The 24,623-nt window shown below is 66.0% G+C and carries 24 protein-coding genes; 14 read left to right on the forward strand and 10 right to left on the reverse strand.

The features are described from left to right. Window positions 1-44: 44 nt before the first annotated feature. The 6 genes from ABD241_RS18775 to nhaA form a co-directional block, all read right to left on the reverse strand. Window positions 45-1,310 (reverse strand): glycosyltransferase 87 family protein, encoded by a 1,266-nt coding sequence (locus ABD241_RS18775; protein WP_344066358.1) that lies wholly within the window; start codon window positions 1,308-1,310, stop codon window positions 45-47. A gap of 79 nt (window positions 1,311-1,389) precedes the next feature. Beyond that, window positions 1,390-2,217, reverse strand: coding sequence for a serine hydrolase (locus ABD241_RS18780; RefSeq protein WP_344066361.1), 828 nt, complete (start codon window positions 2,215-2,217; stop codon window positions 1,390-1,392). A gap of 1 nt (window position 2,218) precedes the next feature. After that, a complete protein-coding gene (locus ABD241_RS18785; protein ID WP_344066364.1) occupies window positions 2,219-3,130 on the reverse strand; it encodes an alpha/beta fold hydrolase in 912 nt (303 codons plus the stop codon). Window positions 3,131-3,152: 22 nt separating this feature from the next. After that, window positions 3,153-3,677 carry a phage holin family protein gene (locus ABD241_RS18790; protein ID WP_344066367.1) on the reverse strand — a complete coding sequence of 175 codons (525 nt, stop codon included), beginning with the start codon at window positions 3,675-3,677 and terminating at the stop codon, window positions 3,153-3,155. Between the two features lie 162 nt (window positions 3,678-3,839). Then, window positions 3,840-5,111: a hypothetical protein gene (locus tag ABD241_RS18795; protein WP_344066370.1), complete on the reverse strand. Its 1,272-nt coding sequence runs from the start codon at window positions 5,109-5,111 to the stop codon at window positions 3,840-3,842. A 109-nt stretch (window positions 5,112-5,220) separates the two neighbouring features. Next, window positions 5,221-6,579: a Na+/H+ antiporter NhaA gene (gene nhaA, locus ABD241_RS18800; protein WP_344066373.1), complete on the reverse strand. Its 1,359-nt coding sequence runs from the start codon at window positions 6,577-6,579 to the stop codon at window positions 5,221-5,223. 227 nt (window positions 6,580-6,806) lie between these two features. Between nhaA and ABD241_RS18805 the strand changes: the two genes are divergently transcribed. From ABD241_RS18805 to ABD241_RS18815, 4 genes are all read left to right on the forward strand, one after another. After that, window positions 6,807-7,055, forward strand: a complete 249-nt coding sequence (locus tag ABD241_RS18805; protein WP_344066376.1) for a hypothetical protein — start codon at window positions 6,807-6,809, stop codon at window positions 7,053-7,055. 127 nt (window positions 7,056-7,182) lie between these two features. Beyond that, the gene (locus ABD241_RS20715) at window positions 7,183-8,085 is read left to right on the forward strand and encodes a glycosyltransferase (RefSeq protein ID WP_425580829.1); all 903 of its coding nucleotides are present in this window, start codon (window positions 7,183-7,185) and stop codon (window positions 8,083-8,085) included. Further along, window positions 8,085-9,338, forward strand: a complete 1,254-nt coding sequence (locus ABD241_RS18810; RefSeq protein WP_344066379.1) for a polysaccharide biosynthesis protein — start codon at window positions 8,085-8,087, stop codon at window positions 9,336-9,338. Before ABD241_RS20715 ends, ABD241_RS18810 begins: the two co-directional genes overlap by 1 nt. Before the next feature lie 25 nt (window positions 9,339-9,363). Next, window positions 9,364-10,449: an acyltransferase family protein gene (locus ABD241_RS18815; RefSeq protein ID WP_344066382.1), complete on the forward strand. Its 1,086-nt coding sequence runs from the start codon at window positions 9,364-9,366 to the stop codon at window positions 10,447-10,449. A gap of 64 nt (window positions 10,450-10,513) precedes the next feature. Here the strand turns inward: ABD241_RS18815 and ABD241_RS18820 are convergent, their stop codons facing one another. From ABD241_RS18820 to ABD241_RS18830, 3 genes are read right to left on the reverse strand one after another with little or no spacing between them, the layout of a single operon-like run. Next, on the reverse strand, window positions 10,514-11,461 hold the full coding sequence (locus tag ABD241_RS18820; protein WP_344066385.1) for a glycosyltransferase: 948 nt from the start codon (window positions 11,459-11,461) through the stop codon (window positions 10,514-10,516). Next, a complete protein-coding gene (locus ABD241_RS18825; RefSeq protein ID WP_344066388.1) occupies window positions 11,454-12,557 on the reverse strand; it encodes a glycosyltransferase family 2 protein in 1,104 nt (367 codons plus the stop codon). The genes ABD241_RS18820 and ABD241_RS18825 overlap by 8 nt, the downstream gene beginning before the upstream one ends. A 2-nt stretch (window positions 12,558-12,559) precedes the next feature. Further along, window positions 12,560-13,636: a glycosyltransferase gene (locus tag ABD241_RS18830; protein ID WP_344066391.1), complete on the reverse strand. Its 1,077-nt coding sequence runs from the start codon at window positions 13,634-13,636 to the stop codon at window positions 12,560-12,562. Between the two features lie 214 nt (window positions 13,637-13,850). On the opposite strand from ABD241_RS18830, the gene ABD241_RS18835 reads away from it, so the two are divergent. Both ABD241_RS18835 and ABD241_RS18840 read left to right on the forward strand, forming a co-directional pair. Then, window positions 13,851-14,282, forward strand: coding sequence for a GtrA family protein (locus tag ABD241_RS18835; RefSeq protein ID WP_344066394.1), 432 nt, complete (start codon window positions 13,851-13,853; stop codon window positions 14,280-14,282). 64 nt (window positions 14,283-14,346) lie between these two features. Continuing rightward, a complete protein-coding gene (locus ABD241_RS18840; RefSeq protein WP_344066397.1) occupies window positions 14,347-15,531 on the forward strand; it encodes an acyltransferase family protein in 1,185 nt (394 codons plus the stop codon). Here ABD241_RS18840 and ABD241_RS18845 read toward each other — a convergent pair. Further along, a complete protein-coding gene (locus ABD241_RS18845; protein ID WP_344066400.1) occupies window positions 15,480-16,859 on the reverse strand; it encodes a hypothetical protein in 1,380 nt (459 codons plus the stop codon). The two genes, ABD241_RS18840 and ABD241_RS18845, sit on opposite strands and share 52 nt — an antisense overlap. Before the next feature lie 222 nt (window positions 16,860-17,081). Here ABD241_RS18845 and ABD241_RS18850 point away from each other — a divergent pair, with 222 nt between their 5' ends. From ABD241_RS18850 to ABD241_RS18885, 8 genes are all read left to right on the forward strand, one after another. Next, window positions 17,082-17,252 (forward strand): Flp family type IVb pilin, encoded by a 171-nt coding sequence (locus tag ABD241_RS18850; RefSeq protein ID WP_344066403.1) that lies wholly within the window; start codon window positions 17,082-17,084, stop codon window positions 17,250-17,252. A gap of 127 nt (window positions 17,253-17,379) precedes the next feature. Then, window positions 17,380-17,550 (forward strand): Flp family type IVb pilin, encoded by a 171-nt coding sequence (locus ABD241_RS18855; protein WP_344066406.1) that lies wholly within the window; start codon window positions 17,380-17,382, stop codon window positions 17,548-17,550. Between the two features lie 79 nt (window positions 17,551-17,629). Further along, entirely contained in the window at window positions 17,630-18,040 is a 411-nt protein-coding gene (locus tag ABD241_RS18860) for a TadE/TadG family type IV pilus assembly protein (RefSeq protein WP_344066409.1), read from the forward strand. Beyond that, complete coding sequence (locus ABD241_RS18865; RefSeq protein ID WP_344066413.1) at window positions 18,028-19,245, forward strand: hypothetical protein; 1,218 nt, start codon at window positions 18,028-18,030, stop codon at window positions 19,243-19,245. Before ABD241_RS18860 ends, ABD241_RS18865 begins: the two co-directional genes overlap by 13 nt. 43 nt (window positions 19,246-19,288) lie before the next feature. Further along, window positions 19,289-20,086 carry a Flp pilus assembly protein CpaB gene (gene cpaB / locus ABD241_RS18870; RefSeq protein ID WP_344066416.1) on the forward strand — a complete coding sequence of 266 codons (798 nt, stop codon included), beginning with the start codon at window positions 19,289-19,291 and terminating at the stop codon, window positions 20,084-20,086. Next, a complete protein-coding gene (locus tag ABD241_RS18875) occupies window positions 20,083-21,255 on the forward strand; it encodes a CpaE/TadZ family protein (protein WP_344066419.1) in 1,173 nt (390 codons plus the stop codon). The genes cpaB and ABD241_RS18875 overlap by 4 nt, the downstream gene beginning before the upstream one ends. Further along, entirely contained in the window at window positions 21,252-22,649 is a 1,398-nt protein-coding gene (locus ABD241_RS18880) for a TadA family conjugal transfer-associated ATPase (RefSeq protein WP_344066423.1), read from the forward strand. The genes ABD241_RS18875 and ABD241_RS18880 overlap by 4 nt, the downstream gene beginning before the upstream one ends. Beyond that, window positions 22,646-24,622 carry a type II secretion system F family protein gene (locus ABD241_RS18885; RefSeq protein WP_344066426.1) on the forward strand — a complete coding sequence of 659 codons (1,977 nt, stop codon included), beginning with the start codon at window positions 22,646-22,648 and terminating at the stop codon, window positions 24,620-24,622. Before ABD241_RS18880 ends, ABD241_RS18885 begins: the two co-directional genes overlap by 4 nt. Window position 24,623: the final 1 nt, after the last annotated feature.

Raw genomic sequence — 24,623 nt, forward strand, 5'->3', positions numbered from 1 at the left:
GTGCGGAAATGCCGCAGTGAGCGAAGAAAGAGCAAAAAGTCTTTTTAGAGCAATTCGCCCTGTTTGTCGGGACAGGCCTCGACGTAGGGGGGCGGGCCAGACTGGGGCGCCTGCGTCTTCCGCTGGTCTGGTGACGTGGGGCGGCAGCGTTCAGAACTACTGGCGGCGACGACAAGCAGCGCAGCGCCCGTCAGGACGTAGGTGGCTGAGAGGAGCCCTTTCCACCAAGGAAAGGTCAGTGACTGGTAGTTGAGCCCGGTGTAGAGCATCCACACGATGGGGAGCCAGAAGAGGGCCATCACCACGGCAGCCATGAACGGCTCCCGACGACTTGCGAGCACTGCGAGCACGACGATGACCCACACCCAGTGATGGGTCCACGAGACGGGGGAGCCGAGCAGGCCGCCGAGGGCGATCCAGGCGACGGCTTCCACCTGAGCGCTCGACCCGCCCCTCCGTAGGCTGCGTCGAGCCGCGAGCGTGCCGAGACCCACCCCGCAGATGGCCAAGACGGCCTGCGCCGCGAGGGGCACCTCAGGGCGGCCGAGCACACGCAGCACTGCGGCTAGCAGCGACTGGTTGTCAGTCCCGACGACCGCTCCAGCACCGAACTTGCCCAGCCCGAGGAAGCCGCCCAGCCAGAACGAGACGCTGCTGGACCAGGAGAGCGCGGAACCGATGAGCACGGTGAGCGCGAAGCTGCCCGTTGTCCTGGCGACCGAGGGCCAGTCCCTCTTCAGGAGGAAGTAGATGACGAACACTGCAGGAGTGAGCTTGATGCCCGCGGCCACACCCACGAGAAGCCCCCGGTAGCGGCGAGGCACGACCAGAAGGTCGACGATGACCAGCGCCATGAGGATGAGATTGATCTGCCCGAGCAGGAGGTTGCGGAGCACAGGCTCGAGGGCAGCGGCCGCGACCCCGAGCCAGATCATCACCCACGGCTGCAGGCGGAGCTGTCGCCCCACCACCACGATGCTGGTCACGAGCGCGACGAGGGACAGGGCAGTCAAGGTCCAGCGAGCCACCGCGGCTGGGAGCAGGGCAAGCGGCACGAAGACGGCCGCGGCGAAGGGTGAGTAGGTGAAACGCAGGTCGACGGCGGTCGAGTCGGCGTAGAGGTCACCGCCGTACATGAGCGTCTTCGCTCCCATGACATACACGTCGCTGTCCACCCAGATGCCCCGCGTCACGCCCTTCCACTGGAGCCATGCCAGCGCAGCTGTGGCGATGATGGCTAGAGGAGCCAGAAGCGTGGCCGGCCTGCGTGCCGTGGAGCTGAGCATGCTTTCCCTGAGGTCGAGCGACAAGATGACGGAGCCCGTGACAAGCGGCTCCGTCATTGTCCGTGACAGCACGCGACAAAACAGGGAATCGCCACCTTTCCCCTCAAAGCTGGGCGAGTACCTGCTCGCCGACGTGGTGCATGCCCCGGAGAACGGCCCACACAGTCAGATGGTCGAGGGTCGTCCCGGGCGTTGGGTCCCAGTTGGCGATCGCCGCCCAGGTGACGGTCCGGCCATCGGAGCTCAGGGCGCCGACGTCGGCGCGGACGCCGTCGTCCGTTCCCGTCTTGTTCCAGAACGTGATGGGCAGATCGAGCGACGCATGGTGGGCGATCGGGTCGAGGCCGCCCTGCTCCACCAGGGCCGAGCCGACCATCGACTGGTCGACGTTGGCCGAGAGCCACTGGCGGACCATCCGGTCGGCGTCGCCCCCGACTGCCGTACCTGCGGCAAGGCGGCTCATCAGCGCGCTCAGCTCCGAGGCGCTGCCCGTCGACAGGGTGACGGGGTGCTCGGCGCCGCGGACGTCGCGGACCTGGTCATGCAGGGCGGTTGCACGCAGACCGAGGGACGTGGCCCGGGCGGCGACCTCGGCGAGCCCGACCCGCCGGAGCAGGACGTTGGTCGCCAGGTTGTCGGACACCGCCCCGACGAGGGCCGCGACGTCTACGAGAGGCAGCGACTCCACAGACAGGGTATGCCAGAGGCCCGAGTCGCCGACCCACAGGTCGAGGGATCGGGTCAGGGGCTCGTCGGGGGAGAGCTCGCCGGACGCGATGAGCCGGGCCGTCTCTACGAGCAGCAGCACCTTGCCGACCGAGGCGGTGCGCAAGGGCACGTCCTCGCCGACCCCGCCCAGCGGCATACCGGAGCTGTCACGGACGGATACCGACCACGTGACCCCACCGGCGTCGGGAAGCTCGAACTCCATGTCAGGCAAGGGATTTTAGCCATGTGATCAGTGCGGCGTTGACCTGCTCGGGTGCCTCCTCGGTCAGGAAGTGGCCGGCGCCGGGGATCTTGACCTGGCGGAAGTCGTCGGGGACGAAGGCGCCGGACCCGTGGGTCGCGGCGGCGAGCACGCACCCGTCGTCGCTGCCCTGCAGCTGGAGGACCGGGACGTGGATGGCGTGGCGGATGCGGCGCATGAAGAGCGGGCCGTCGGGGCGGACGGACGACCGGCCGAGCCAGCGGTAGTGCTCGGCGGCGGAGTGCGCGACGAAGGGGATCATCATGGCGTCGCCGTAACGGCATACGTCCTCGGCGGTCGGGAACGACCCGGACGGGGAGGCCCACGCCCGGAGAAGCTCCTCGACGTAGTCGTGCGAGCGGGACATCTCGCGCTCGGGGACGAACGGCTTTTGCATGGCAGCGACCCACGACGACGCGCGCCGCTGCGCCGAGTTGGTCCACGTGGCGTGGCGCATGATGCGCGGGTGGGGCATCGACAGGGAGGCGACGGCTCGGGTCACCTCCGGGCGCAGCGTCGGCATGCACCAGGCGATCCAACCGCCGAGGCCCTGCCCGATGACGACGGCGTCCTTCTCCCCGAGTGCCCGGATGATGCTGTCGGTGTCGAGGGTCGCCATGTAGGTGTCGTAGCCGCGGGGCGGCTTGTCGGAGCCGCCGTAACCGCGCAGGTCCATCGCGGCCACGCGGTAGCCGGCCCTGGCGAGGGCGACCATCTGGTGGCGCCACGTGAACCAGAACTGCGGGAAGCCGTGCAGCATGACGACGAGCGGGCCCTCGCCCAGCTCGGCGATGTGGAACCGGGCGCCGTTGGCGGAGACGTAGCGGTGCTCCCAGGGGCCGTCGATGTTGACGAAGGCAGCGTCGACGGACATGGGTGTGACGATAGGCCCCAGGTCAGGCGTCGCGGGACGAAGTGACCGCGGTCGCGCCCGTGGTGTCGGCGGGCACGACGGAGGTAGCGGGCGTGTGCCCGTTCGGGCGGTCCCACTCAGGGCGCGGCGCCGGAACCGTGGTGCCGGGGTGCTCGGCTGCGGACTTGAGGGCCGCCACCGTCTGCTGCGCCTCAGAGATCGTCTTGTCCGGCGACGGCTTGACCGTCTTCATCTTCCGGATACCGAGCGCGGCCAGCACGCCCGCCACCAGCAGCATGAAGACGGTGACGATGAGGAAGCTGAGCCAACGCGGCAGGCCGAGCGCCTCGATGCCCTCGGCGATGGTGATGAAGATGAAGTAGACGGAGTAGAACGCCACGACGCCGGCTGCCGCGAGGAGTGCTCCGCCGACGCCGGCCTTCTTGAACTGCACCGAGAGCTCGGCCTTCGCCAGGGCGATCTCGCTGCGGACGAGCGTCGAGAGATCCTGCGTCGCGGAGGCGACCAGCTGGCCGAGGGTCCGCTCCTGCCGGGGATCCGTGGTCATCGGCTCACTTCCTCCGTGCTCGTTGGGGACTGCGCGGTCGCGCCTGCCACTCATGCAGGTGCAACCCTACTGCCGAGCCCGTACCCGAACGCGCGGGGCAGGAGTCACAAGCGTCCAGGGCCGCTCGAGCACTTCGGCCGCGCTAACGGGGCAGGTCCGGCCCTACGGTGACCACGGCACCAGTGCGGGCGCGGGGTCGAGGATGTAGATGTAGCGAATCCAGAACCACTGGCTCGACAGCCCCACCGCGCAGATCATGGAGAAGGCGGCGATGCCCACCCCCTTGCGTGCCCACGTGAGCGTCCACATCGGCACGGCTGCTAGCAGTGGGGCGACGAGCAGGAGGTACCGGAAGAAGCCGGGCGTCACCGGAGTCACGAGGAGCACGAACAGCGTGTAGCCCACGCCCCAGACCTGGAGCTCCGTCGGCAGTCGCAGACGCCGTGCCGCGGCAACGGGAAGTCCAAGTCCGATCGCGACCGCCACTATCAGCAGGCCGGTGCCCAGCCACCCCGCCTCGTCGTGCGCCCGATGGAACCAGCCGAAGTCGAACGAGCTGGCCATGGAGGCGGCTCGAGCGGAGCCGGAGATCGGGCCGTTGTTGCGCGTGATTGCCTGTGTATCGCGAAGCCAGAGGGCGGCGGTGACGCTCCACAGAAAGGGCGACACCAGCGAGACAACAGTGCAAAACGTCAGCGTGAGGTGCGTGATCCACCCCGGTCGCATCGCGTTACGGGATCTCAAACGGGACCACCAGTGCACGACGAAGACCAAGGCGAGCGGGGCAGCGACAGGGCGCGTGAAGGCGAGGGCCAGTACGGCCAGCAGAGCCATGGCGTAGCGCCTCGCCAAGATCTCGCGTATCGCCAACAGCAGGAAGACCAGTGCGGCAGGTTCGCTATAGGCCACGTTGAAGAGCGGGGCGGTCATGAACACGTTCACCGAGAGCGCGCCGGCCAGGGCCAGGGGCGCCGAGACCGCGGATCGGAAGATGCCGTAGAGGAGGCCGGTCGCGATGCCGCCGAGCACGAGGTTGAGCAGCACCGAAGCCACCGGGAAACCAAGACCCGTGACGAGCATCAGGAACCGGGCGGCCAATGGAAAGAGCGGCGGGAACTGCCACACCCACGCATCGTTGGCCGAGCGCGCGTCTGCCCCGCTGGGATAGCCATCCGTTGCGATGCGCTCGTACCACTGGCCGTCCCAGTTGGCGAGCACCCCGCCCAACCCGGGCGACGCGGGACTTGCCGTGTGGACGTAGTACGTCGTGGGCGCGCCTAGGTCGTTGGGCGGCCCTGTCGGGGTCTGCCAGCCGGAGGCCACCCACAACGCGGCGAAGTTTATGAGGCGGGTGGCGAGGTAGCCGGCGGCGAGAATCAGGACAACGCGCTGGCGGCTCCATGCATCTCTCGCGCTTGCGAGCTCGCCACTCATTTCCGCTCTCCGATCCCCCGTGTCGCATAAAGGTAGTGGTGGATCGGGCGGTATGTGGTCGCAACGGACGAACTCATCGCCCAAGAGTCACCATCTCAGCGCAACCGCGTCAGCGCTCGCTCTGGTAGACGTCCGGCACGCCGTCACGGTCCAGGTCGGCGGTCTCCCGCGCCTCAACGAGGCGGTAATGACGGTTGCGCAGGCGTAGCACGACAGTGGCGAGGAGGGCGGCGATGACGCTCCCGCAGAGCACCGCGAGCTTGACGTGGTCGTCACGTTCGGAGTTGTTGCCGAAGGCGAGCTCGCCGACGAGGAGGCTCACGGTGAAGCCCACCCCGGCCAGCAGGGACAGGCCGAACACATCGGTCCACGCCAGGTCCTCGTCCAGCTCTGCGCGGGTGAACCGTGCCACCGCCCACGTGCCACCCAGGACGCCGACGGCCTTGCCGACGACGAGGCCGACGACGATGCCGACGGCGGCGGCGTCGCGCAGGGCCGAGCCGAAACCGCCACCGACGACCGTGACGCCGGCCGCGAAGAACGCGAAGACCGGCACGGCGAAGCCGGCCGAGAAGGGGCGGAGCTTGTGCTCGAGCCGCTCTGCGAACGAGTGGCGCTCCGGGTCGTCCTCGACCTCCCGGCTGACAGGCACGAGCAGTCCGAGGAGCACGCCGGCCACCGTCGCGTGGATCCCGCTCGCGTGCACGAAGCCCCAGGCGAGCAGGGCGGGAACCGCGAGGAGAAACGGGTTGGTGATCTTGCGCTTCAGCAGCAGCCGCCAAGCGGCCAGGGGCACGACGGCGGCGAGCAGCCAGAGCAGGTTGACGCTGTCCGTGTAGAAGAGGGCGATTATCGTGATGGCGATGAGGTCGTCGACCACGGCCAGCGTCAGCAGGAAGGAGCGCAGCGCGCTCGGCAGGTGCGTCGCGATGACGGCCAGCACAGCGAGCGCGAAGGCGATGTCGGTGGCCGTCGGGATCGCCCAGCCGCGGAGTATGCCGCCGAGCTCGCTGCCGCTGTCTCCCCGGCTCATCAGGGTGGCCGTGACGACGAAGAGGATGGCCGGCAACGCGACCCCACTCACGGCAGCAGCGATCGGCAGCGCCGCCTTGCGGCGGTCGGAAAGGTCACCGGCGACGAACTCGCGCTTGAGCTCGATGCCGGCCACCAGGAAGAAGACAGCGAGCAGACCGTCGGCAGCCCACGTGCCGAGGGACAGGTCCAGATGGAGGGCATGCGGGCCGACGACCGTGTCGCGCAGGGTCGCGTAGCCATCGCGCCACGGGGAGTTCGCCCATAATAGGGCGGCGACCGCGGCGCCGAGCAGGATGGCGCCACCGACCGTCTCTGTGCGCAGCAGGTCAGTGACGTAGCGGGCCTCACGCCAGCTGCCTCGCCCGAGCAGGCGGTTCCTCGAGTGCTTGCCATATGGAGGGCTGGGATTGGCGGGGGCGGGGCTGTGGCTCACAGGGGCCTCTCGGGGTCGGGTCGGAGGACGCCGACCAGACTTCCCGGCACACCAAGGCCCTCACGAGTCGCGTCGAGCCGTCACCGAGTCTATCGAACGTCCCGAATGACCTTGAGGCACCGCTAATCGGACTAATCCGACAACGCAGGTAGGGAGCCCCTTGATGCTTCAACATGGTGTCTGCGGGAGGGGGAATCCCGCACACGAGTGCATTCAGTGGGGGGACGATGAACGACCACAAGCCTGCAGGTTGGTACTACGTCGGCGACGGCAAACTGCGCTACAGCGACGACTACGGCTGGACTGACTTCTACATGGAGACGACTGATCCGCGGACAAGAGATTGGCCGCCACCGCCGCCCCAGACGCTGCTCGGCCAACTGCGCGAAGACAAGGCGGCTCTGGTCACAGCCTCCGGGGCTCAACGACACCGTCGCAGGGGAGCCCTCTTCCACAGGTATCGGCAGGCCAAGTAGTCAACTCATCGGGTCGGCAATTTGCTCGATGATGAACTTTGCGGCCTAGGATCGGTTGGGGGCGCCGCCGCGTCCGTGAATCAGTAACGATCGGAGCTGCCTGGTGCATGCTGGCGTGGTCGTCGCAGTGGTCCCGCTGTTCAATCCTTCGGCTCGACTGGCGGACGTTGTAGCGCGATTGGCACTCCAGTGTGATCGTGTAATTCTCGTTGACGATGGCTCAGACGATGAGTCATGGGACTCTGCAGCGCGGCTCGCATGTGACCGAGTTTCGGTTATTGGGCCTCGCAGCAATTCCGGGATTGCGTCCGCGCTCAATGTCGGCGTACGCCTTGCGATGGCGGGAAGCGGCGTCGACTTCATATTAACCTGCGACCAAGACAGTTTGATCAGCGAACTCTACGTGGCTGCGGCAATGCATCGCTTGTCTAGCGCCGAGGACCCCGAAAGCTATGCGCTTATATGTGCAAGCGCTTACAATGGCGTGCCCGTCCCGTCACGCTTGTGGCACAGGCGTGAGCCATTAGAGCCCATGCAGAGCGGCATGTTAATCCGAGCTTCTACGTTCATGAGGATCGGCTATTTCAGCGACCATCTTTTCATCGACTGCGTTGACACGGACTTTTACCTAAGATGCCGGTCCGCGGGGCTCAAGGCGCTGTTGGCTCCGCCCTGTCCCTTGGCGCACCACTTGGGAGCCTCTCGGTGGAACGCCGAGATGGCTGATCGGCACTCACGACACCCTTCTTGGCGTACTTACTACGTCGCACGCAATCGCCTGAAGATGATGCAGATTTACGGCGTCGCGGACCCGGAATGGTCCTTGAGAATTTCTGTAATTCAGTTGGTAGGCATGGCGGCGCTTCTCGTGAGCAGTCCTGATCGCTACGCACAGTGGGCCGCAATGCGTTTGGGTTATCGGGCCTTTCGTGCTGGCGTCAATGGTCCACTCTCGGCACGCGGGCGGCGGATGCTTTTGAGCTTAGAGGCGGCGCATGCCTCCCCTGCAAAGGGAAGCGGTCGCGGCTGATGACCATCTGGCTGCGGCGGTTTACCGCTTTCACCTCATTGCCGGTTCTGGGGGCGGCCAGCTCTTTGTTGGCTCTGCCACTGGTCGCGCGTAACGTGACCCCAAACGAATGGGCGGCCTTGACAGTTGGGCAGTCTCTGGGGCTGGTAACTGGCATCCTTATTGGTCTTGGCTGGCCCGTGGTTGGAGCGGCCCTTGTGGCTCAGGCGAGCCCTGCAGGTCAGCAACGAATCTACGCGGACGCATTGACGAGTCGTGGCATCGCGGCCGCCGCCCTTGCTCCTCTTGCGGCTGTTACAGCTGCGTGGCTCGCGCCCGGCCAAAGCAGCTCCTTCACCTGCGGCTTAATGGCTGTGGCAACCGCACTGACAGGATTCTCCTTCGCGTGGTTCTGCGTGGGTAGGTCAGCGCCCCGAGAGATTGCGATCTATGAGGTCGGCCCGCGCATACTGGGCCTGCTCGTCGGGGCGCTCGGTGTCACGGTGACTGGCCACGCAAGCGTATATCCAGCAGCCCTAGCAGCATCGACACTCTGCGGACTAACCGCATACACTTTTCATGTTCTTGGACGTTCTCCGATAAAGCGCCTATCTGCCGCCTCGCCGTTGAGCGCACTTCGAAGCCACGTCAAACTGGCGTTCATCGAGACGTCAGCGGCCTCGTTCACGTTGGGGCTTGGTTTTCTGGCTGGTTTCGCGCTGACCGTGCCGGAACTGGCGGGCCTAGGTTCTGGTGACCGAATGTCGCAGCTGCTACTGCAGGTAACCGCAGCTTTAAGCAGCACCGTCCACCCGTGGGTTGCCGTTGCGACGGGCGAGGAGTTCAGCCGCCGCGTCGTCCGCGCTGGAGCGGCCCACATCGCCCTCGGGCTCATATCCTTGCTAGCGATGGGTCTGATTGGGCCCTTAGTTTCAGCGCTGCTGTTCGGGCCCAAATTGGCCGCGCCGGTGGCCGTTTGTTGGGCCTTGGGCGCGTACATGCTGTTCGTTAACCTGCAAACGGTCGCTTGCAGGCACATACTCGTAACTCGTCGCGAGACAGGCTTCGTGGTTCGCGCGAACGTGGCGGCGGCCCTGCTCGGCGTGCCCCTGGTACTCACTGGTGCCCGCACGGGCGGGGCCCCGGGTGCTGCCGGCGGTATGGCTGCAGGGGAGCTGCTCATCTTTCTATTTGCCCTTCCCGAGTCTGTGAGGACTCTCCAGCGGACGAAAGTGTGGGCTCCGGCCAAATCCGGTCGTTTGGCTGACGATTGATGTCAGTTGAGGCACGCTAGGGGTCATGCGTTCGACGTGGTTGCAGTGCGGCTCAGCCGCAGGGTGGTCACGTCTGGATGGTCGCGACAATGCGCTAAATGCGGTCCGGCTGGGCCTCGCCGTGGTCGTGCTTGTGTCGCACGCGCTTATCCTTGAAGGTCCGGGCTTGACCTTATGGACCGCGCAGATGGGCGCAGGAGCAGTTGCCGGCTTCTTCGCCCTGTCCGGGTATCTCATTGCTGGGAGTCGGGAGCGTCACTCCCTCCTGTCTTTTCTCTGGAGTCGGGCATTACGAATCCTGCCCGGCTATTGGGGGGCGCTTCTAGTGACGGGATGCTTATTTGCTCCCCTTGTCGCCATGCTAGGTCACCGAGAGATCGATTTTACGTCGTCTCTCGGCTACATATGGCACAATGCAGCATTGATACAACGCCAGATCGGAATAGGTGGAACCCTCGCCGGGTCGCCGACGCCCTATGTGAGTGTGTGGAACTCGTCGCTCTGGACTTTGCCATACGAATTCGGTTCCTATGTCGCACTTGGGGTTTTGTTCGCATGGCCGAGAATGCGCCGTGTGAGCGCAGCTTTGGCGGTTGTCGCCGCTTGCGCCCTATTGCTTTTCTTGATACGGCTGGGCGTCGTGATGATAGATTCAAATATTCCATCGCTGGCGGGTCATTTTGCCGCTGGTGCGGCAATGCATGCGGCGCGTCGCGACCTACCGAATGATGGGCGCCTTGCCACGTTCGCGGCTATGGTAGTCGCATGGGCGCTCTGGCACGGGCCGCTGGCGCTTGGGGCACTAGCGCCCCTACATTTGTCATATTTGGTGCTTTGGCTTGGAGCCCGTCTTCCTGGCGGCCTCGCCACGAAGCACGATTTGTCGTACGGCATCTATATATACGCGTTTCCGCTGCAGCAGGTAATGGTGACACTCGGAGTGAGTGGTGCTGTTTCACCGCTCTGGTTTGCTGCTCTGTCGTTGATCGTGACTGCTCCCGCGGCGCTCGCGTCGTGGATGCTCGTCGAGCGCCCAGCATTGCGATTACGTCCAGCTGTCTTCGGTCAGCTCGAGGGCCATATGAACGCACGGAGCGCCACGGCACCGTGATCGACGGCTTAGGTGACTCGTCATTCCCCTCCTAGCCTAAGTTGTGACCTCTGTTCACGTCCGATCAGTTCCGTCCGCGATAGCGGGAAGTGGCGATGCGACGGAGTAAAGCGGCGTAGGCGAGTGCGACTGTGACGCGGGGAGGTATCCACCCGCGAAGGCTCTGCCGGAACAACAGCCGTACCAGCGCGGGGGATAGCGTTCCCTGCGCGACGATGCGGAGTGCCTTTGCGTGTGATGACGAAGTGCGTGCATTTAGCGCTTCGGCCATGGTTATGCGCCACTCCCACGGCGCGCTCGTGATCTGCCCCAGTGATTCGCGGCCGAGCATAACGCTTGCCATCGCTTTAGGAACGCTCCGCAGCTTTACCTCGCCAATCGCGTTGGCGCGATGTTGAACGTAGTCATGCATGACAGCGTCCACGAAATGGAATCCCTGCAACGCCTCGGAGCATACGCCGAGCCAGTGATCATGTATCGATAGTTCTGTTTCTGCAGGGAAGGGAAGAGCGAGCGTTAGCACCTCTCGCCGGAAGATGCTGAAGCATCCAGTTACTTCGTTCAACAATAGAAGGGGCACTAATGCTTTGGCTCTCCTAGTGGTAAGCCCCAGCTCGACACCAGAATCCGTGACGACGCGCGCCTGGCATGCTACGCCGGTATGACTGGAAGTCTCCAAGGCGCCGACTAATGTCTCGAGCTTATGCTGGTGCCAGTAATCATCTTGATCCGAGAGTGCGATCCATGCGGCTTCGGATTCCACCATTGTGAGTAGCCGTTCGAAGTGCCGGTAGACGCCGACGTTGTGGGGAAACTCGACCAATCGAAACCGTGAATCCGGCCCGACAATTGTGCGTACCAGGGCGACGGCGGCAGGATCCGGGCCATCGAAGCCAATAATGCACGACCAGTGCTTGAATGACTGATTCATGATGGACAGCAACTGCCGTTTCAGGAGGGTCGGGGCAGGGCGATAGGCCGCAAGAACGATGACCCCAAAGCAATCAGCCATTATCCGTAGGCTCTCGGGGCGGATGGGCAGCAGACACCGCGAAGGCCGCAAGGCGTACCGACACGTTGACCGAGGGTCGGTGCCCCGGAGCGGCGAATCCAGGCCTGAGTGAACGTGGGCCTAAAATCCGCCAGTACGCCCTGATTGCGAGATTGAGGAGTGGGACGCCTGACGGTGTCGGCAACTGTGTCTGGCTAATGCCAGGGGTCAGCAGTGCATCCAACGCGTGCCGCTCTCGAACGTGTGCCTGAACTCTACGGCGCCGCGCGCGAACCCGGGCCGGGCGCCGAAGGACCCACCACGATGCGCGCATCTTCTCATGAGCCCAACCGTCGCGGATCGCTACCACTAAGTAGAGGGGTTCCAGAGCAAGCATGACCGGAAGTACGCGGCGCAGCAGGTGGGCTGGATAGTCGCCGAGCACGGTCAAGAACCGGTTGCGCTCCAGATAGAACATCTTGTCAGAGTTGCGCGAGAACTCGTAAGCGTGGACCGCAACGGCGGTCGGGCACAGGACGACGTCGAGGCCAGCCAGATGGCAGCGCAGGCTGAGGTCGGTGTCCTCGTGGTACATGAAGTACGAGGCGTCCATGCCGCCGAGCAGCTGCCACGTGTCACGGCGACACGCGAATAACGCCCCCGCCACGGACGCCAGCCGGCGGGACTGCAAGTAAGGCCCCGCAGCTGGTTCCCCGTACCCGTCGCACCAGCTCAGACCTGTGAGGTGGACGGGAAGCCCTGCCGAGTTGACGACCTCGGGCTCTCCAGGCAACAGCACCAGTCCTCCGGCCAGACCGACAGCGGGGTCCGCAACAGCCGCGGTCAGGGCCGCTATCGCTCCCGGCCGGAGCGTGGCGTCTGAGTTGACGAAAACGAGCACGTCTCCGCGAGACGCATCGACTCCCGCCACGCAGCCGCCACCGAAGCCAGTGTTCGCCGAAGGAGTGATGACAAAGACGCCGGCGACGCTTGGAACATCGGTGATTCCATGGTCGATGAGTACGACCTCGTCACCCACTTCGACCTGGTCGACGATGGAGACGAGGCACGCCTCCAGAAGAGGCTCGTCGCCGAAGCCGACGACAATCACGCTCACACTCACATGCGCCCCGATGCCTGGGCCGCCGACCGTGTTGCCGTGGGCTCGGGGCTTTCGACTGGGCGCATCTCCCTTGCGGTCCGCGTGATCGGCGCGTCGACGCCTGCGGCCACGCCGAGCGCAGGTCCGCAAGTGCTACGAGGAATGGCTGCGATAGTCATGTACGCGATCCGCGTTGTCTCCTGCCGGACCTTGCGGAGTCCGTCGAGAAGGATCCCGACCACCAGGACGATCATGGCAATGATCACCAGCGAGGCGGCACCGAAGGCCGTGGGAAAGCGCCCGACGAGGCCGGTCTGCAAGTACTCCTGGACCACTGGAGCCGCGAGTCCGAGCGCCGTCAAAACCATGACTGCTGCCACCGTCGAGTAGAGGGCCAGAGGGCGTTCGTGGTGCAACAGACGAGTGATCATCCGAGCGATGCGGAAACCGTCGTGGTAGGTGCGGAGCTTGCTCTCCGAACCCTCGGAGCGATCCCTGAAGCCGACGGCCACCTCTCCCTGGGGCACCCGGTTGTTGATGGCGTGCACCGTCAGCTCGGTCTCGATCTCGAAGGCGCGCGAGACAGCCGGGAACGACTTGACGAAACGTCTCGACAGCACCCGGTACCCGCTCAGCATGTCTGTGACGGGCCGACCGAAGATACGTGACACCACCTTGTTGAACAGCTGGTTCCCGAGCTCGTGGCCCGACCGGTACGCGGACTTCGTGTGCGCAACGCGTACGCCCGTCACGTGGTCGAGTGGTCCAGCGACGAGTGCCCGCAGCATGTCGGGCAGGGCCGCGGCGTCATAGGTGCCGTCGCCGTCGATCATGACGTAGACGTCGGCGTCAATGTCTGCCAGCGCGCGGCGGATGACGTTGCCCTTGCCGGGCTGGTCTTCGACGCGTACCTCAGCGCCGGCCGCTTCCGCGACTGCTCGCGTACGGTCCACGCTGCAGTTGTCGTAGACGAAGACGTCCATGGCGGGAACAGCCTTCTTGAGGTCGCGAACGACGCGGCCCACCGCCGCCTCCTCGTTGTGGCACGGCACGATGGCCGCGATCCGCAACGCCTCGAAGCCCCTGTCGTTCACGTCCAAGTCTCCCCTTAACCGACCAAACGTCGCCAGCATAAAGCGGACATCACGGCCCCGTGGGGAGTTCGGCGTAGGCCGCTTGCATCCGTGAGGGCGAGCAGGCGGCGTCTGCAGCATCTCCACGAGCTCGGTGGCACAGGGATCTCGTAAACGCCGGACGCGGCGGCGCACCGGGCTTATCGTCCAACAGGACACAACGGACGGGGGAGTCATGATCTCTGTGCAGACCATCGGCCGGTTCATCCTGGCTGGTGGCGCAAACACACTTCTCACCGCGGTGGTGACGAGCGGACTCTCCCTCGCCGCCCCCACCCCCGTCGCCTACACCATCGGGTATGCCGCCGGCCTCGCGTTATCGGCGGTGATGTCCAGCCGTTTTGTCTTCCGTCAGCGGCTTACGCCCCGGCGGGCCGTCGCGGTCTGCGTGGTCAACTTCGTGGCCTACCTCTGTGGGCTCGTCGCCCTGGCATTAGGTAGTCAACTCGGTCTTCCGACCGGCCTGTCGGGGCTGTCGGTGCTGGTGTCTGCCCCGGTCAGCTTCTTTGGCGCCGCAGTGGTCTTCAAGGAGCGCGGAGACGGAGGTCTTTACCGAAACATGACTGTTTCAGCCGAAACGCCTGAAGTCAGCCAGATCGCCACCTAACCTCGGCCTTGGGGGACGGGCACGACCTCGGGTGTGACCGTCAAAGGTCAAGTGCGGGGGAGTCATGCGCAACCCAAGTCTTAGGCATCTGCAGTCCTTGACGAGCCTGCGCTTCCTTGCGGCGCTGATGGTCCTCGTCTTCCACCTCTCACTGTTCGCCCCCGGACTCGACCCGCTCGGTCGACTGACGTCCGTCGGTTACGTCGGAGTGACCTTCTTCTTCGTGCTCAGCGGTTTTGTGCTGACGTACTCGTGGGGGAGCGGTACGAGCGCCGGCCGCTTCTACCGGCGGCGCTTCGCGCGGGTTTACCCCGTGCATGTGCTCTTCGTTGTCGTGGCCATGCTTCCGATCGGTACCTCACCGAACTGGGGAGCGCTTCCACTGAATCTCCTCTTGGTGCAGGCATGGTCCCCGGACGACACCGTGGCGCGATCGTTCTCCGGAGTCGCGTGGTCCCTGTCCTGCGAGTTCTTCTTCTACGCTGTCTTCCCACTTCTTGCGCGGTGGCTGCTGCGGGCGCGCCGGCCGCTGACAGTCGGGTCAGCACTCCTGGCCCTGGCCTTCGTCACCGGGGTCGGAGCGGAGACGCACAGCCGTGACTGGGCTCTCTGGCTCTTCCACCTCCCGGCCTTCCGCATCGTCGAGTTCGCATGCGGCTCTCTGGCCGCGATCGCCCTGACGCGTGGATGGGTGCCACCTCTTCGCGTTCGGTGGGCCGCAGTGCTGGTCCTCACGTGCTACCTGGCCGGGCTCTGCCTGCCGGTTCTCATCGGCTATCGCGTAGAGGACCGGTGGGCCTTCACTCTCGCGATGGTTCCCGGCTTCGTCGCTCTCATCTCAGCCTGCGCCCACCTCGACCTGACCGACACCCCGACTGTGCTCCATCGGCGCACCATGGTGAGCTTGGGCGAGTGGTCGTACTGCATCTACATGGCCCATCCATTCGTCATCTTGCTGACGCGGCCGCTGCTGAGATCCGCGTCTCTGACTGGAGCAGTGATCGGCTGCCTCGTCGTGACGATCGTCGTGATCGGCGTATCCTTCCTGCTCTACACGACGTTCGAGAGCCCCCTGGAACGGCTGCTCAGAGGTCGCGGTGACACTCGGGTCTCGAGGGAGCCGATGCAGCCGCAGCTGCAGCTGCATGGCGCGCCCGTGCCGTCCGTGGTCCCGCGCTCGGTCCGAGCCCTGACCGGTCACTTCCTCCGCAGCACGATGAATCGTCCTGTTGACCCGACCTCCCTGTAGCCGCTCTTCAGGGCGAGGTGAAACTGGGCGCTTCCCTGCTCGGCAACTACCAGCTCGGACCCCTCGAGCGCCCGTCGTGCGCCGGCCGCGTCACCTCGCAAGAAGGCGAGGTACGAGCGCTGGTCAGACGGCTCGAACGCGTCCAAGGGATTGCTCGCCCACACGGTTGCTCCCTCCGCCGCGAGCGACTCGGCCAGTGGCTCTGGTGCGAGAACTACCTGCTGATGCGCCGTCCGAGCGATGAGCGCAGACGCCGCATCCGACGCGTGGAAGTAGGGCGCCCGCAAGGACAACACGGCGGCAGACACCAAGATCATGGCCACGCCAACACCTCCAGGAATCGCCTGCGCGGTGTTGCTCATGCCCAGCGGGTCCTTCTGCCTGAGGCTAGCTCCAAGGGCTGCCGGGACCGCGAGGAAGAGTAGAAGCCACACGCCATGGCGAGCCGCAGAGAGGGTGGCGACGAGGAGTCCCACGCCGGCCGCCCACTCCCACAATGCAGCTCGTCGACGCAGCGCCGCAACCGCAAGCACCACGGCCACCACGATGAGCAGGACGTCGAAGGGATTCGAGAGACTGAGACGGCTCCACATCCCGGATTCGTCGTCTGTCGCCGCGCCACTCACGACGCCCAGGTAGTACCGAGGGGCACTGAGGAGTCCAGGGTTGAGACACGTGGCCGCCAACGATGCCGCACCCACTGCCACGGCGGTCGTCGGTGTGCGACGGAGTCGCGAGAAGAGGAGGTAGCAGCCCAGGACGGCCTCGCCGACGAGAACCGCCCCGTGGAGGTTGCCCCACAAGGCGATCAGCAGCGCAGCCCACCAGATGCCGGCGGTGGGCCTCTCGTGCTGTCGCCGCAGCAGGACGAGCAGCAGTCCGAAAGGAAGGAGGGAGAGCATCTGTGCCCGCGTGATGAAGAGCGAAGCTGCCGCGCCGACCGAGACCGCAATGATCACCAGGCTCGTCATCGTCGGTCGTGCTCCGCGGCGGAGCGCATCGCGGGCCAGAGCCAGGAGAGTGCAGAGCACGGCGAGCGCTTGAGCGACCACAACGCCGATGCTGCCTGCTGAGTAGGCGCCGGAGAAGACCAGCTGACCCAGGACGGTCGTATTGACCCAGTCGCCGGATGACGCTGCGGCAAAAGGGATTCCGCTGGGGATTGTCCAGTTGTCACGGATGCGGCTGCCGAGCGCGGGTAGCCACAACGTGTCCGACCCGACGATCGTCACGGCGCTCGCAATGACGGCGACAAGGCCGAGGGAGATGACCACGACGGTCGGCGGGATGCGTTGCGCGCCGGATGGCAGTTCTCGTGCGAAACGCAACGGTCCTCCGTGCCCCTTCGTATGCTGACGGCGTTTGCGGCCGGGCTCGATGCGGCCCCGCGCCCACGAAGATGCTCCCACCTGCAGCCGGCTGAATGGTCTGTTTTCAGACGTTGGTGGGAACTTCAAGCATTTTCAGGACACGGCGTGTTGTCGCACCTAATCTTCCATTTGCGGGGGGCACATCGGGTGGCCCTGCACGACTGGGAGGAACCCTTCATCATGACCAAGATTGCTGCCAAGGTCCAGACCCTGCTCAACAAGGAGCGCGGTGCGACCGCCGTCGAGTACGGCCTCATGGTTGCCCTGATCGCCGTTGTCATCATCGCGGCAGTCACCCTGCTCGGCAACAACCTGTCGACCACGTTCAACAACGTCGCGACGAAGGTCTGAGCCACGACGTGGGTGCGAGGTTGGGGGAACATCCTCGCACCCACGTTCCGGCTCGTGGTGGGGGTCGCACGAGCTCAGTCACACAGCAAGTCCAAGCCGTAGGCCTCATCACCAGGGAGCGAAAACGATGACCAAGCTTGTAGCAAAGATCCAGACGCGCCTCGCCTCCGAGCGCGGCGCAACCGCCGTCGAGTACGGCCTGATGGTCGCCCTGATCGCTGTCGTGATCATCGCCGCCGTCACGCTGCTCGGCAACAACCTGTCGACGACGTTCAACAACGTCGCTACGCAGGTCTGACGCCCACGCTCGCCGTCCAGGAGGGGGTCCCTGGACGGCAAGCTCACATCATGACTTTGGTTCGGGGAGGGGGTTTCGCATGGCCAGGACTGAACGTGGCGCCGCCGCGGTCGAGCTTGCAATCGTCCTTCCCGTTCTCTTTCTCGTCATCGCGGGGATCGTCGACTTCGGTCGAGCGTTCTTCGCCCAGATCGAGCTCGCGAACGCCGCACGTGAAGGCGCTCGTGCAGCAGTGGTCCTACCACTGGGATCCACGCCCGCCCCGAGTACGGAAGTCGCCGCACGAGTCTCCGCGGCCCTTCCTGGCATCTCGGACGCCACCGTGACGTCGACGTACTGTCCGTCAGGCAACGCCTCGGTCAAGGCCACGGTCGCGGTTTCCCGGCCGTTCCAGTGGATCGTGCTCGGCCCTGCGATGCGGCTCTTCGGCCCGACCTGGGCCGGCCCGACCAACCTGAGTGCGACGGGAGTCATGCAATGCGGTGGCTGACCCGACTCCAGTACAGCTCGCGCCGTGACCGCGGCGCCGTGGCGACCATCGTGACCGTGCTCGTCTCGTTCGGTGTCGTGATCGGCATGCTCGCGATCAGCGCCGACGTCGGGTCCGTCACCTACCAACGGCGATCCGTCCAGAACGCCGCCGACGCGAGCGCCAACGCCCTTGCGCAGGCGTGCGTCGAGCAGAACACGGCCGTCTGCACAACCTCGGCCGCAGCTGCCACGGCGCTCACCTCGCTGGCCACGGCCAATGCCGCAGGCTCGACCGTGACCTCCGTTTGCATGAACGCGATCGGCCGGGCCTCCATGCCGTCACTGGCTTCGGCGCCGGACCTGTGTACGGCTACCAGCACCAGCAGCGACCTGGGTTCCTGTCTGCCGGTGACCACGACGATGGCGGCCTATCCCTACGTGGAGGTCCGCACCCGCACCTCAGCCAGCACGCCCTTCGGGGCGGCGCTCGGGTCATCGAACACCCGGCCAGTCCCAGCGTGTGCGCGCTCCGCCTGGGGGCCGGGAAATCCCTCGCAGGTGAACGTGCTCCCCCTCGCCATGTCGGAGTGCGACTGGGCCCACCAGACCGGATGGCCGTCCTCGACCAACTACCCGCCGGCTCCCGACGGGGCAGCGCCGGGCTACTCCAACACCGACAGCCGGCCGGACTGGCCCTCGTTCGAGGACGCCATCTACGCCAAGGGCAACCCCACGACCTGTGACACCTCGAGCCCCGGCGGCACGGCCCCCGGTGGGTTCGCCTGGCTGGACGGCCTGACCGGTCCCTGCTCGGGCGTCGTCACCGACAACTCGTGGATCCACGGCGACACCGGCGCCAACGGCTGCAGCTCCAGCTCGTTCGACTCGCTGCAGGGCACCGTCGTCTACGTCCCCGTCTTCGACTGCATGATGAGCAGCGACCCCGGACGAGACCCCATCTCCACCGACGACTGCAAGTCGGGCAATGGAAACAACACCTATTACCACATCGGCGGTTTCGCGGCCTTCTACCTCAGCGGCTGGCGCCTGACCAACGGCAGCAAGAACAGCGTCCGGCCGCCATACGGGCTTTGCGGCAGCGGCAACGACGACCGTTGCGTATCTGGGTGGTTCATCCAGGACCTCATCCCGGCCGGCTCGTTCGTGCCGCCTACACCGACCAACCCGAACTACGGCATCAAGATCATCGGGCCGGCGGGCTGACCATCTCAAGCTCTCACGCAAGCACTTCTGGGGGGATCTCCTAATGAACCGTCGAATTCTCGCCATCGCGCTGGCGCTTGCGCTTGCCGTGACCGGGGGCGCGCTCGTCATCATGTATGCGCGTAACGCCGACGCCCGTGCCATCGCGGCCGAGTCGCCAGCGGCTGTGTGGGTCGCACAGCAGCCGATCCCGGCCGGCACGACCCTGAAGGACGCCCAGCGCACCGGCCTCATCGCGCAGACAGCCGTGAGCTCCAAGGCCGTCCCAGTTGGCGCCCTCCAGGAGATCAACGCAGACAACAACGCTCTTCTCGCCACGACCGACGTCGCGGCAGGCGAGTACCTCCTGGCCGCGCGTTTCGGGAACCAGCCGGCCGGGACCAAGGCCATTGAGGTGCCGAGCGGCATGCTGGCCGTGTCGCTGCAGCTGTCAGACCCGGCGCGCGTCGGGAAGTTCGTGACGCCGGGCTCGCACATCGCCCTCTACCAGTCGTACAAGATCAAAGATCTTCGCAACACTCCCGAGGCGAAGATCCTCAACGAGAACGATGTTCACGGCACCAGCCTCTTGCTGCCGGACGTCCTCGTCATCGCCATGGGCGACGCGCCGCTCGCCGGCCAGGCCGCAGCGCCGCCGGCGGAAGGCCAGCCGGCCACCGCTGCAGGTGCAAGCGGCGGCTACCTCGTGACCGTGGCCATCAAGCCCGCTGACGCCCCCGTGCTCATTCACGGCATCAACAACCGTCAGCTCTACGGCGCCCTTCGTGGGTCGGACGTCAAGGTCGACACATCCCTCGAGGTCACGGACCTCCAGCTCCGAGACGCGGTGACCGGACAATGACGATCCTCTGGGACTTCGATCCTGCAGCAGTCGACACCTACCGCTTCGCCCTCGGCGGAGACGCCCTCCTGCTCAACTCGGCGCCGCGAGTGAGCCGCGCCCTCGAGGAGGACCACGACCAGCTGCTCGTCGTCATCGGGCCTGACATCGACCTCGACGCCGCATGCGAACTGGCCGAGCGGGAGCGCATCGACCGGCCCGAGCTCGGCGTCATCCTGTTGCGCCAGCGCCTCGACGTCACCGCTCTGGCGCAGGCCCTGCGCTGCGGGGTTCGCGAGGTCGTGCAGGCCGATGACCAGACGGCCCTCGCCGACGCAGTGCGTCGGTCCTTGGCTCTCACTCAGCAGCTGAGTGGCCACGGCACCAACGTGGGCAGCCAAGACGGCAAGATCATCACCGTCTTCAGCGCCAAGGGCGGCGTCGGCAAGACGACGATGTCGACGAATCTTGCTGTCTACCTTGCCTCCACGGGTGCCAAGACGCTGCTGGTCGACCTCGACCTGATGTTCGGCGACGTCGCCATTAGCTTGCAGCTGCTCCCACACGGCTCTGTGCGTGACGTCGTGGCGATGAGCGGCCACCTCGACGACCAGGGTCTGCAGTCGGTGGTGACCCGCCACGAGGCGAGCGGCCTCGACGTCATCGCCGCGCCTGCCGACCCGGCTGACGCCGACCGCGTGCCGTCTCACGTGATCATCGAACTTCTGCGCGTCGCTCGCGGGAAGTACGACTACGTCCTCGTCGACACGCCGCCGTCGTTCACCGAGCACGTGCTCGCCGCGTTTGACGTCAGCGACCTGACGGTCCTGATCGCGACGCTCGACATCCCGGCGGTGAAGAACCTCCGCATCGCGATCAACACCCTGGACACGCTGGGGGCCTCGAAGGAGGCGCGCACCATCGTGCTCAACCGTGCCGACGCCAAGGTCGGGCTCAAGCCGGACGACGTGGAGGCGGCCCTCAAGGCACCCATCTCGGCCAATGTCCCCAACAGCCTCACCGTTCCAGCGTCAGTGAACCGTGGTGTCGCGCTCGTGCTCGACGACCCGCGCAACCCGGTGTCGCTGGCCATCCGCGAGCTCGCGGACCATGAGATCCGCCGCCGCTTCGGCGAGGAGCTACAGAACGGTGCCAAGCGACCCTTCAGCCTCTTCGGGAGCAAGCGATGAGCAACCTTGCAGAGCGCCTCGACCGAGCGCGTCAGGCGAACCAGTTCGCGGAGCCGGCACCCACCAACGGCGCCCAGGTCCGCATCGTCAACGGCGCCGAGCCCAAGCGTCGCAGGGGGGTCGACCCCTTCGCCGGTGTGAAGGAGCGCGTCCACCAAGCGCTGGTCGCCTCGCTCGGACCGCGGCTCTACGACCCGAACCTCAGTGAGAGCGAGCTCGCCTCCCAGGTGCGCACGACGCTGCAGGAGGTCATCGACTCGGAGCAGACGCCGCTGTCGCACGCCGACCGCACCCGCATCGCCCAGGACGTCTCCGACGACATCCTGGGCCACGGACCGCTCGAGCCCTACCTCCGCGACGCAGAGGTCTCTGAGATCATGGTCAACGGCCCGGACGACATCTACATCGAGCGCGGCGGCAAGATCTTTCCCGTCGACGCGCGCTTCTCCGACGAGACGCACCTGCGGCGCACCATCGACAAGATTTGCGGTCGCGTCGGCCGTCGCGTCGACGAGTCGAGCCCGATGGTGGACGCCCGACTCCCCGACGGCTCTCGCGTCAACGCTGTCGTGCCGCCCATCGCGCTCGACGGGTCGATGCTGACGATCCGTAAGTTCTCGGCCGACCCGTTCACCGACAAGGACCTCATCTCCTTCGGGACGATGACGGAGAACGTCCGCGACTTCCTCGACGCCTGCGTCAAGGGCCGCCGCAACATCATCATCAGCGGCGGCACCGGCTCGGGAAAGACCACGACGCTCAACGTCATCAGCTCTTTCCTGCCGCACGACGAGCGCATCGTCACCATCGAGGACGCGGCCGAGCTCCAGCTGCAGCAGCAGCACGTGCTCCGGCTCGAGGCCCGCCCGGCCAACATCGAGGGCCGTGGCCTGATCTCCATCCGTGAGCTGGTCAAGAACTGCCTGCGTATGCGCCCCGACCGCATCATCGTCGGTGAGATCCGTGACGGCGCAGCGCTCGACATGCTCCAGGCCATGAACACCGGTCACGACGGCTCGATCACCACCGTGCACGCCAACTCTCCGCGCGACAGCCTCGCCCGTCTCGAGACCATGGTGCTCATGGCCGGTGTGGACCTTCCGGTCCGCGCCATCCGCGAGCAGGTAGCCGGCGCCGTCGACCTCATCGTCCAGCAGTCGCGCCTCAAGGACGGCTCGCGCCGCATCGTCGCCATCTCCGAGGTCGTCGGGATGGAGTCCGACGTCATCACGCTGCAGGACATCTTCACCTTCGACTACAGCGCCGGCCGCGACGAGAACGGCCGCTTCCTCGGCGGCCTGGTCCCGACCGGCATCCGGCCGAAGTTCACGTCCGACCTTGCCGACGTCGGAGTCGAACTCCCGGTGCAGCTCTTCTCCCGGATGCCTCGATGAGACTCCTTCGCCGCATCGCCGTCGGCCTGTCCGCCCTCGCGGTCGGGCTCGTCGGCGTGCCAGGCACCGCCGTGGCCGCTCTCGACGTCACGGTGGGCCTGAGCAACGTCAAGGCGACGACGAGCGGGTCGGCCTCGAGCCTCTCCGGCGTCATCACCCTGCGCAGCAAGATCGACGTCCAGGTCGACCCCGCGTCGCTCAAGGTCAAGGTCGACGGCCAGGAGTACCCGGCCACCGTGAAGCAGGCCGCGAAGCTCGACCGTCGGGCGATGCTCGTCATCGACACCAGCGGTTCGATGGGCGCACAGGGCATGGCGACCGTGCGCAAGGCTTCCGCCACCTACCTCAGCACGGTGCCGGCCGACGTCAAGGTGGGCGTGGCGTCCTTCGCCGACACGGCCGGCGTCGACCTGCCCCCGACTCTCGACCGGGCAGCCGCGCAGCGCGTGATCAACGGACTCGACTCCCGCGGTGACACGAGTCTCTATGCCGGCATGCAGAGTGCCGCCGCCGTGCTGAGCGGCACGGGCGACCGCAGCATCGTGCTGCTGAGCGACGGCGCCGACACCATGGCCGGCGACAAGGTCAAGGCGCTACAGGACGCGCTGGCCAAGCTTCGGGCCGGCGGCATACGCGTGGATGTAGTCCGGTTCAAGAGCAACGACCCAGAGGCAACTGCGGCACTACAGTCCTTCGCCGCAGTCAACGGCGGCAGCGTCGTGTCGGCTGAGGACACTGCCGGCGCGGCAGCGGCCTTCCAGGCCTCAGCCCAGGCGCTGAGTCGGCAGGTCCAGTTCTCCACGACCATCCCGAAGGCGCTTGCCGGCCAGCACACCTACGAGATCACCGGCATGGCAGGCACCACCGGTTTCGGATTCAGCCGGCAGATCGACTTCGGTGCCGCCGCGCCGGCGCCGGCGACACCCGCGGTGCCTGCGACGCCCGCTCCCGCTCAGGCGGCAGGCGTCGGTCCGGCACCGGTGCTCGTCGCAAGCCGCACGCCGTTCATCGCAGCCGCCCTGCTGGGTCTGGCGCTCTTCGTCGTGATCGGCACCGCACTGGCGCCGACGCTTCAGACCAAGCGCGAGCGTCGGGTCGCTGCGATCGGCGCCTACGTCGTCGGCGACACCGTCGCCCTGTCGCGGCAGGAGATGAAGGCCGCGCAGAGCACCATCACCGCCCAGTTGCTCGACATGGGCGACCGGGTCATGAAGGACCGCAAGTCGACGAGCAAGACGATGTCTCTGATCGAGCGGGCCGACCTGCCCTTCCGAGCCGGTGAGTGGCTCGTGCTGCGTGTCATCGCCGTCATCGTGGGCGCTGCCCTCGGCATGGTGTTCGCCGGCGAGGCCAAGTTCGTCGGCCTCTTCATCGGCGGCGTCCTCGGGCTGCTTCTCATGCCGCTCGGCCTGCGCTTCGCGGCAAGCCGCCGAGCCCGGAAGTTCGAGGCCCAGCTGCCGCAGATCCTGCTCCTCATCTCCACCAGCCTCCGCAGCGGCTTCGGCCTGCCCCAGTCGCTCGACGCGGTGGCTCGGGACGCAGCCGAGCCGGCGGGCAAGGAGTTCAGCCGAGCCCTGGCCGAGACCCGTATCGGCACCGACATCTCCGACGCCCTCGAGCGGGTGGCCGATCGCATGGAGAGCAAGTCGATGCACTGGACCGTCATGGCGATCCGCATCCAGCGCGAGGTCGGCGGCAACCTTGCCGACACGTTGAGGACCACGGCCGGCACCCTGCGCGAGAGGGAGTCGCTGCACCGCCAGGTCGCCACCCTCTCTGCCGAGGGCCGGCTCTCCGCCTACATCCTCATCGCGCTGCCGATCTTCATCTTCCTCTACATGACGCGGGTCAACTACGGCTACGTCAGCCTCCTATGGACCACGATGCCGGGGCTCTTCATGACTGGCTTCGGGCTCGTTTCGCTCGGAATCGGCATCGTGTGGATGCGCAAAGTCGTTCAGATCGAGGTGTGAC

The sequence above is a fragment of the Terrabacter lapilli genome (assembly GCF_039531305.1).
Classification (GTDB): domain Bacteria; phylum Actinomycetota; class Actinomycetes; order Actinomycetales; family Dermatophilaceae; genus Terrabacter; species Terrabacter lapilli.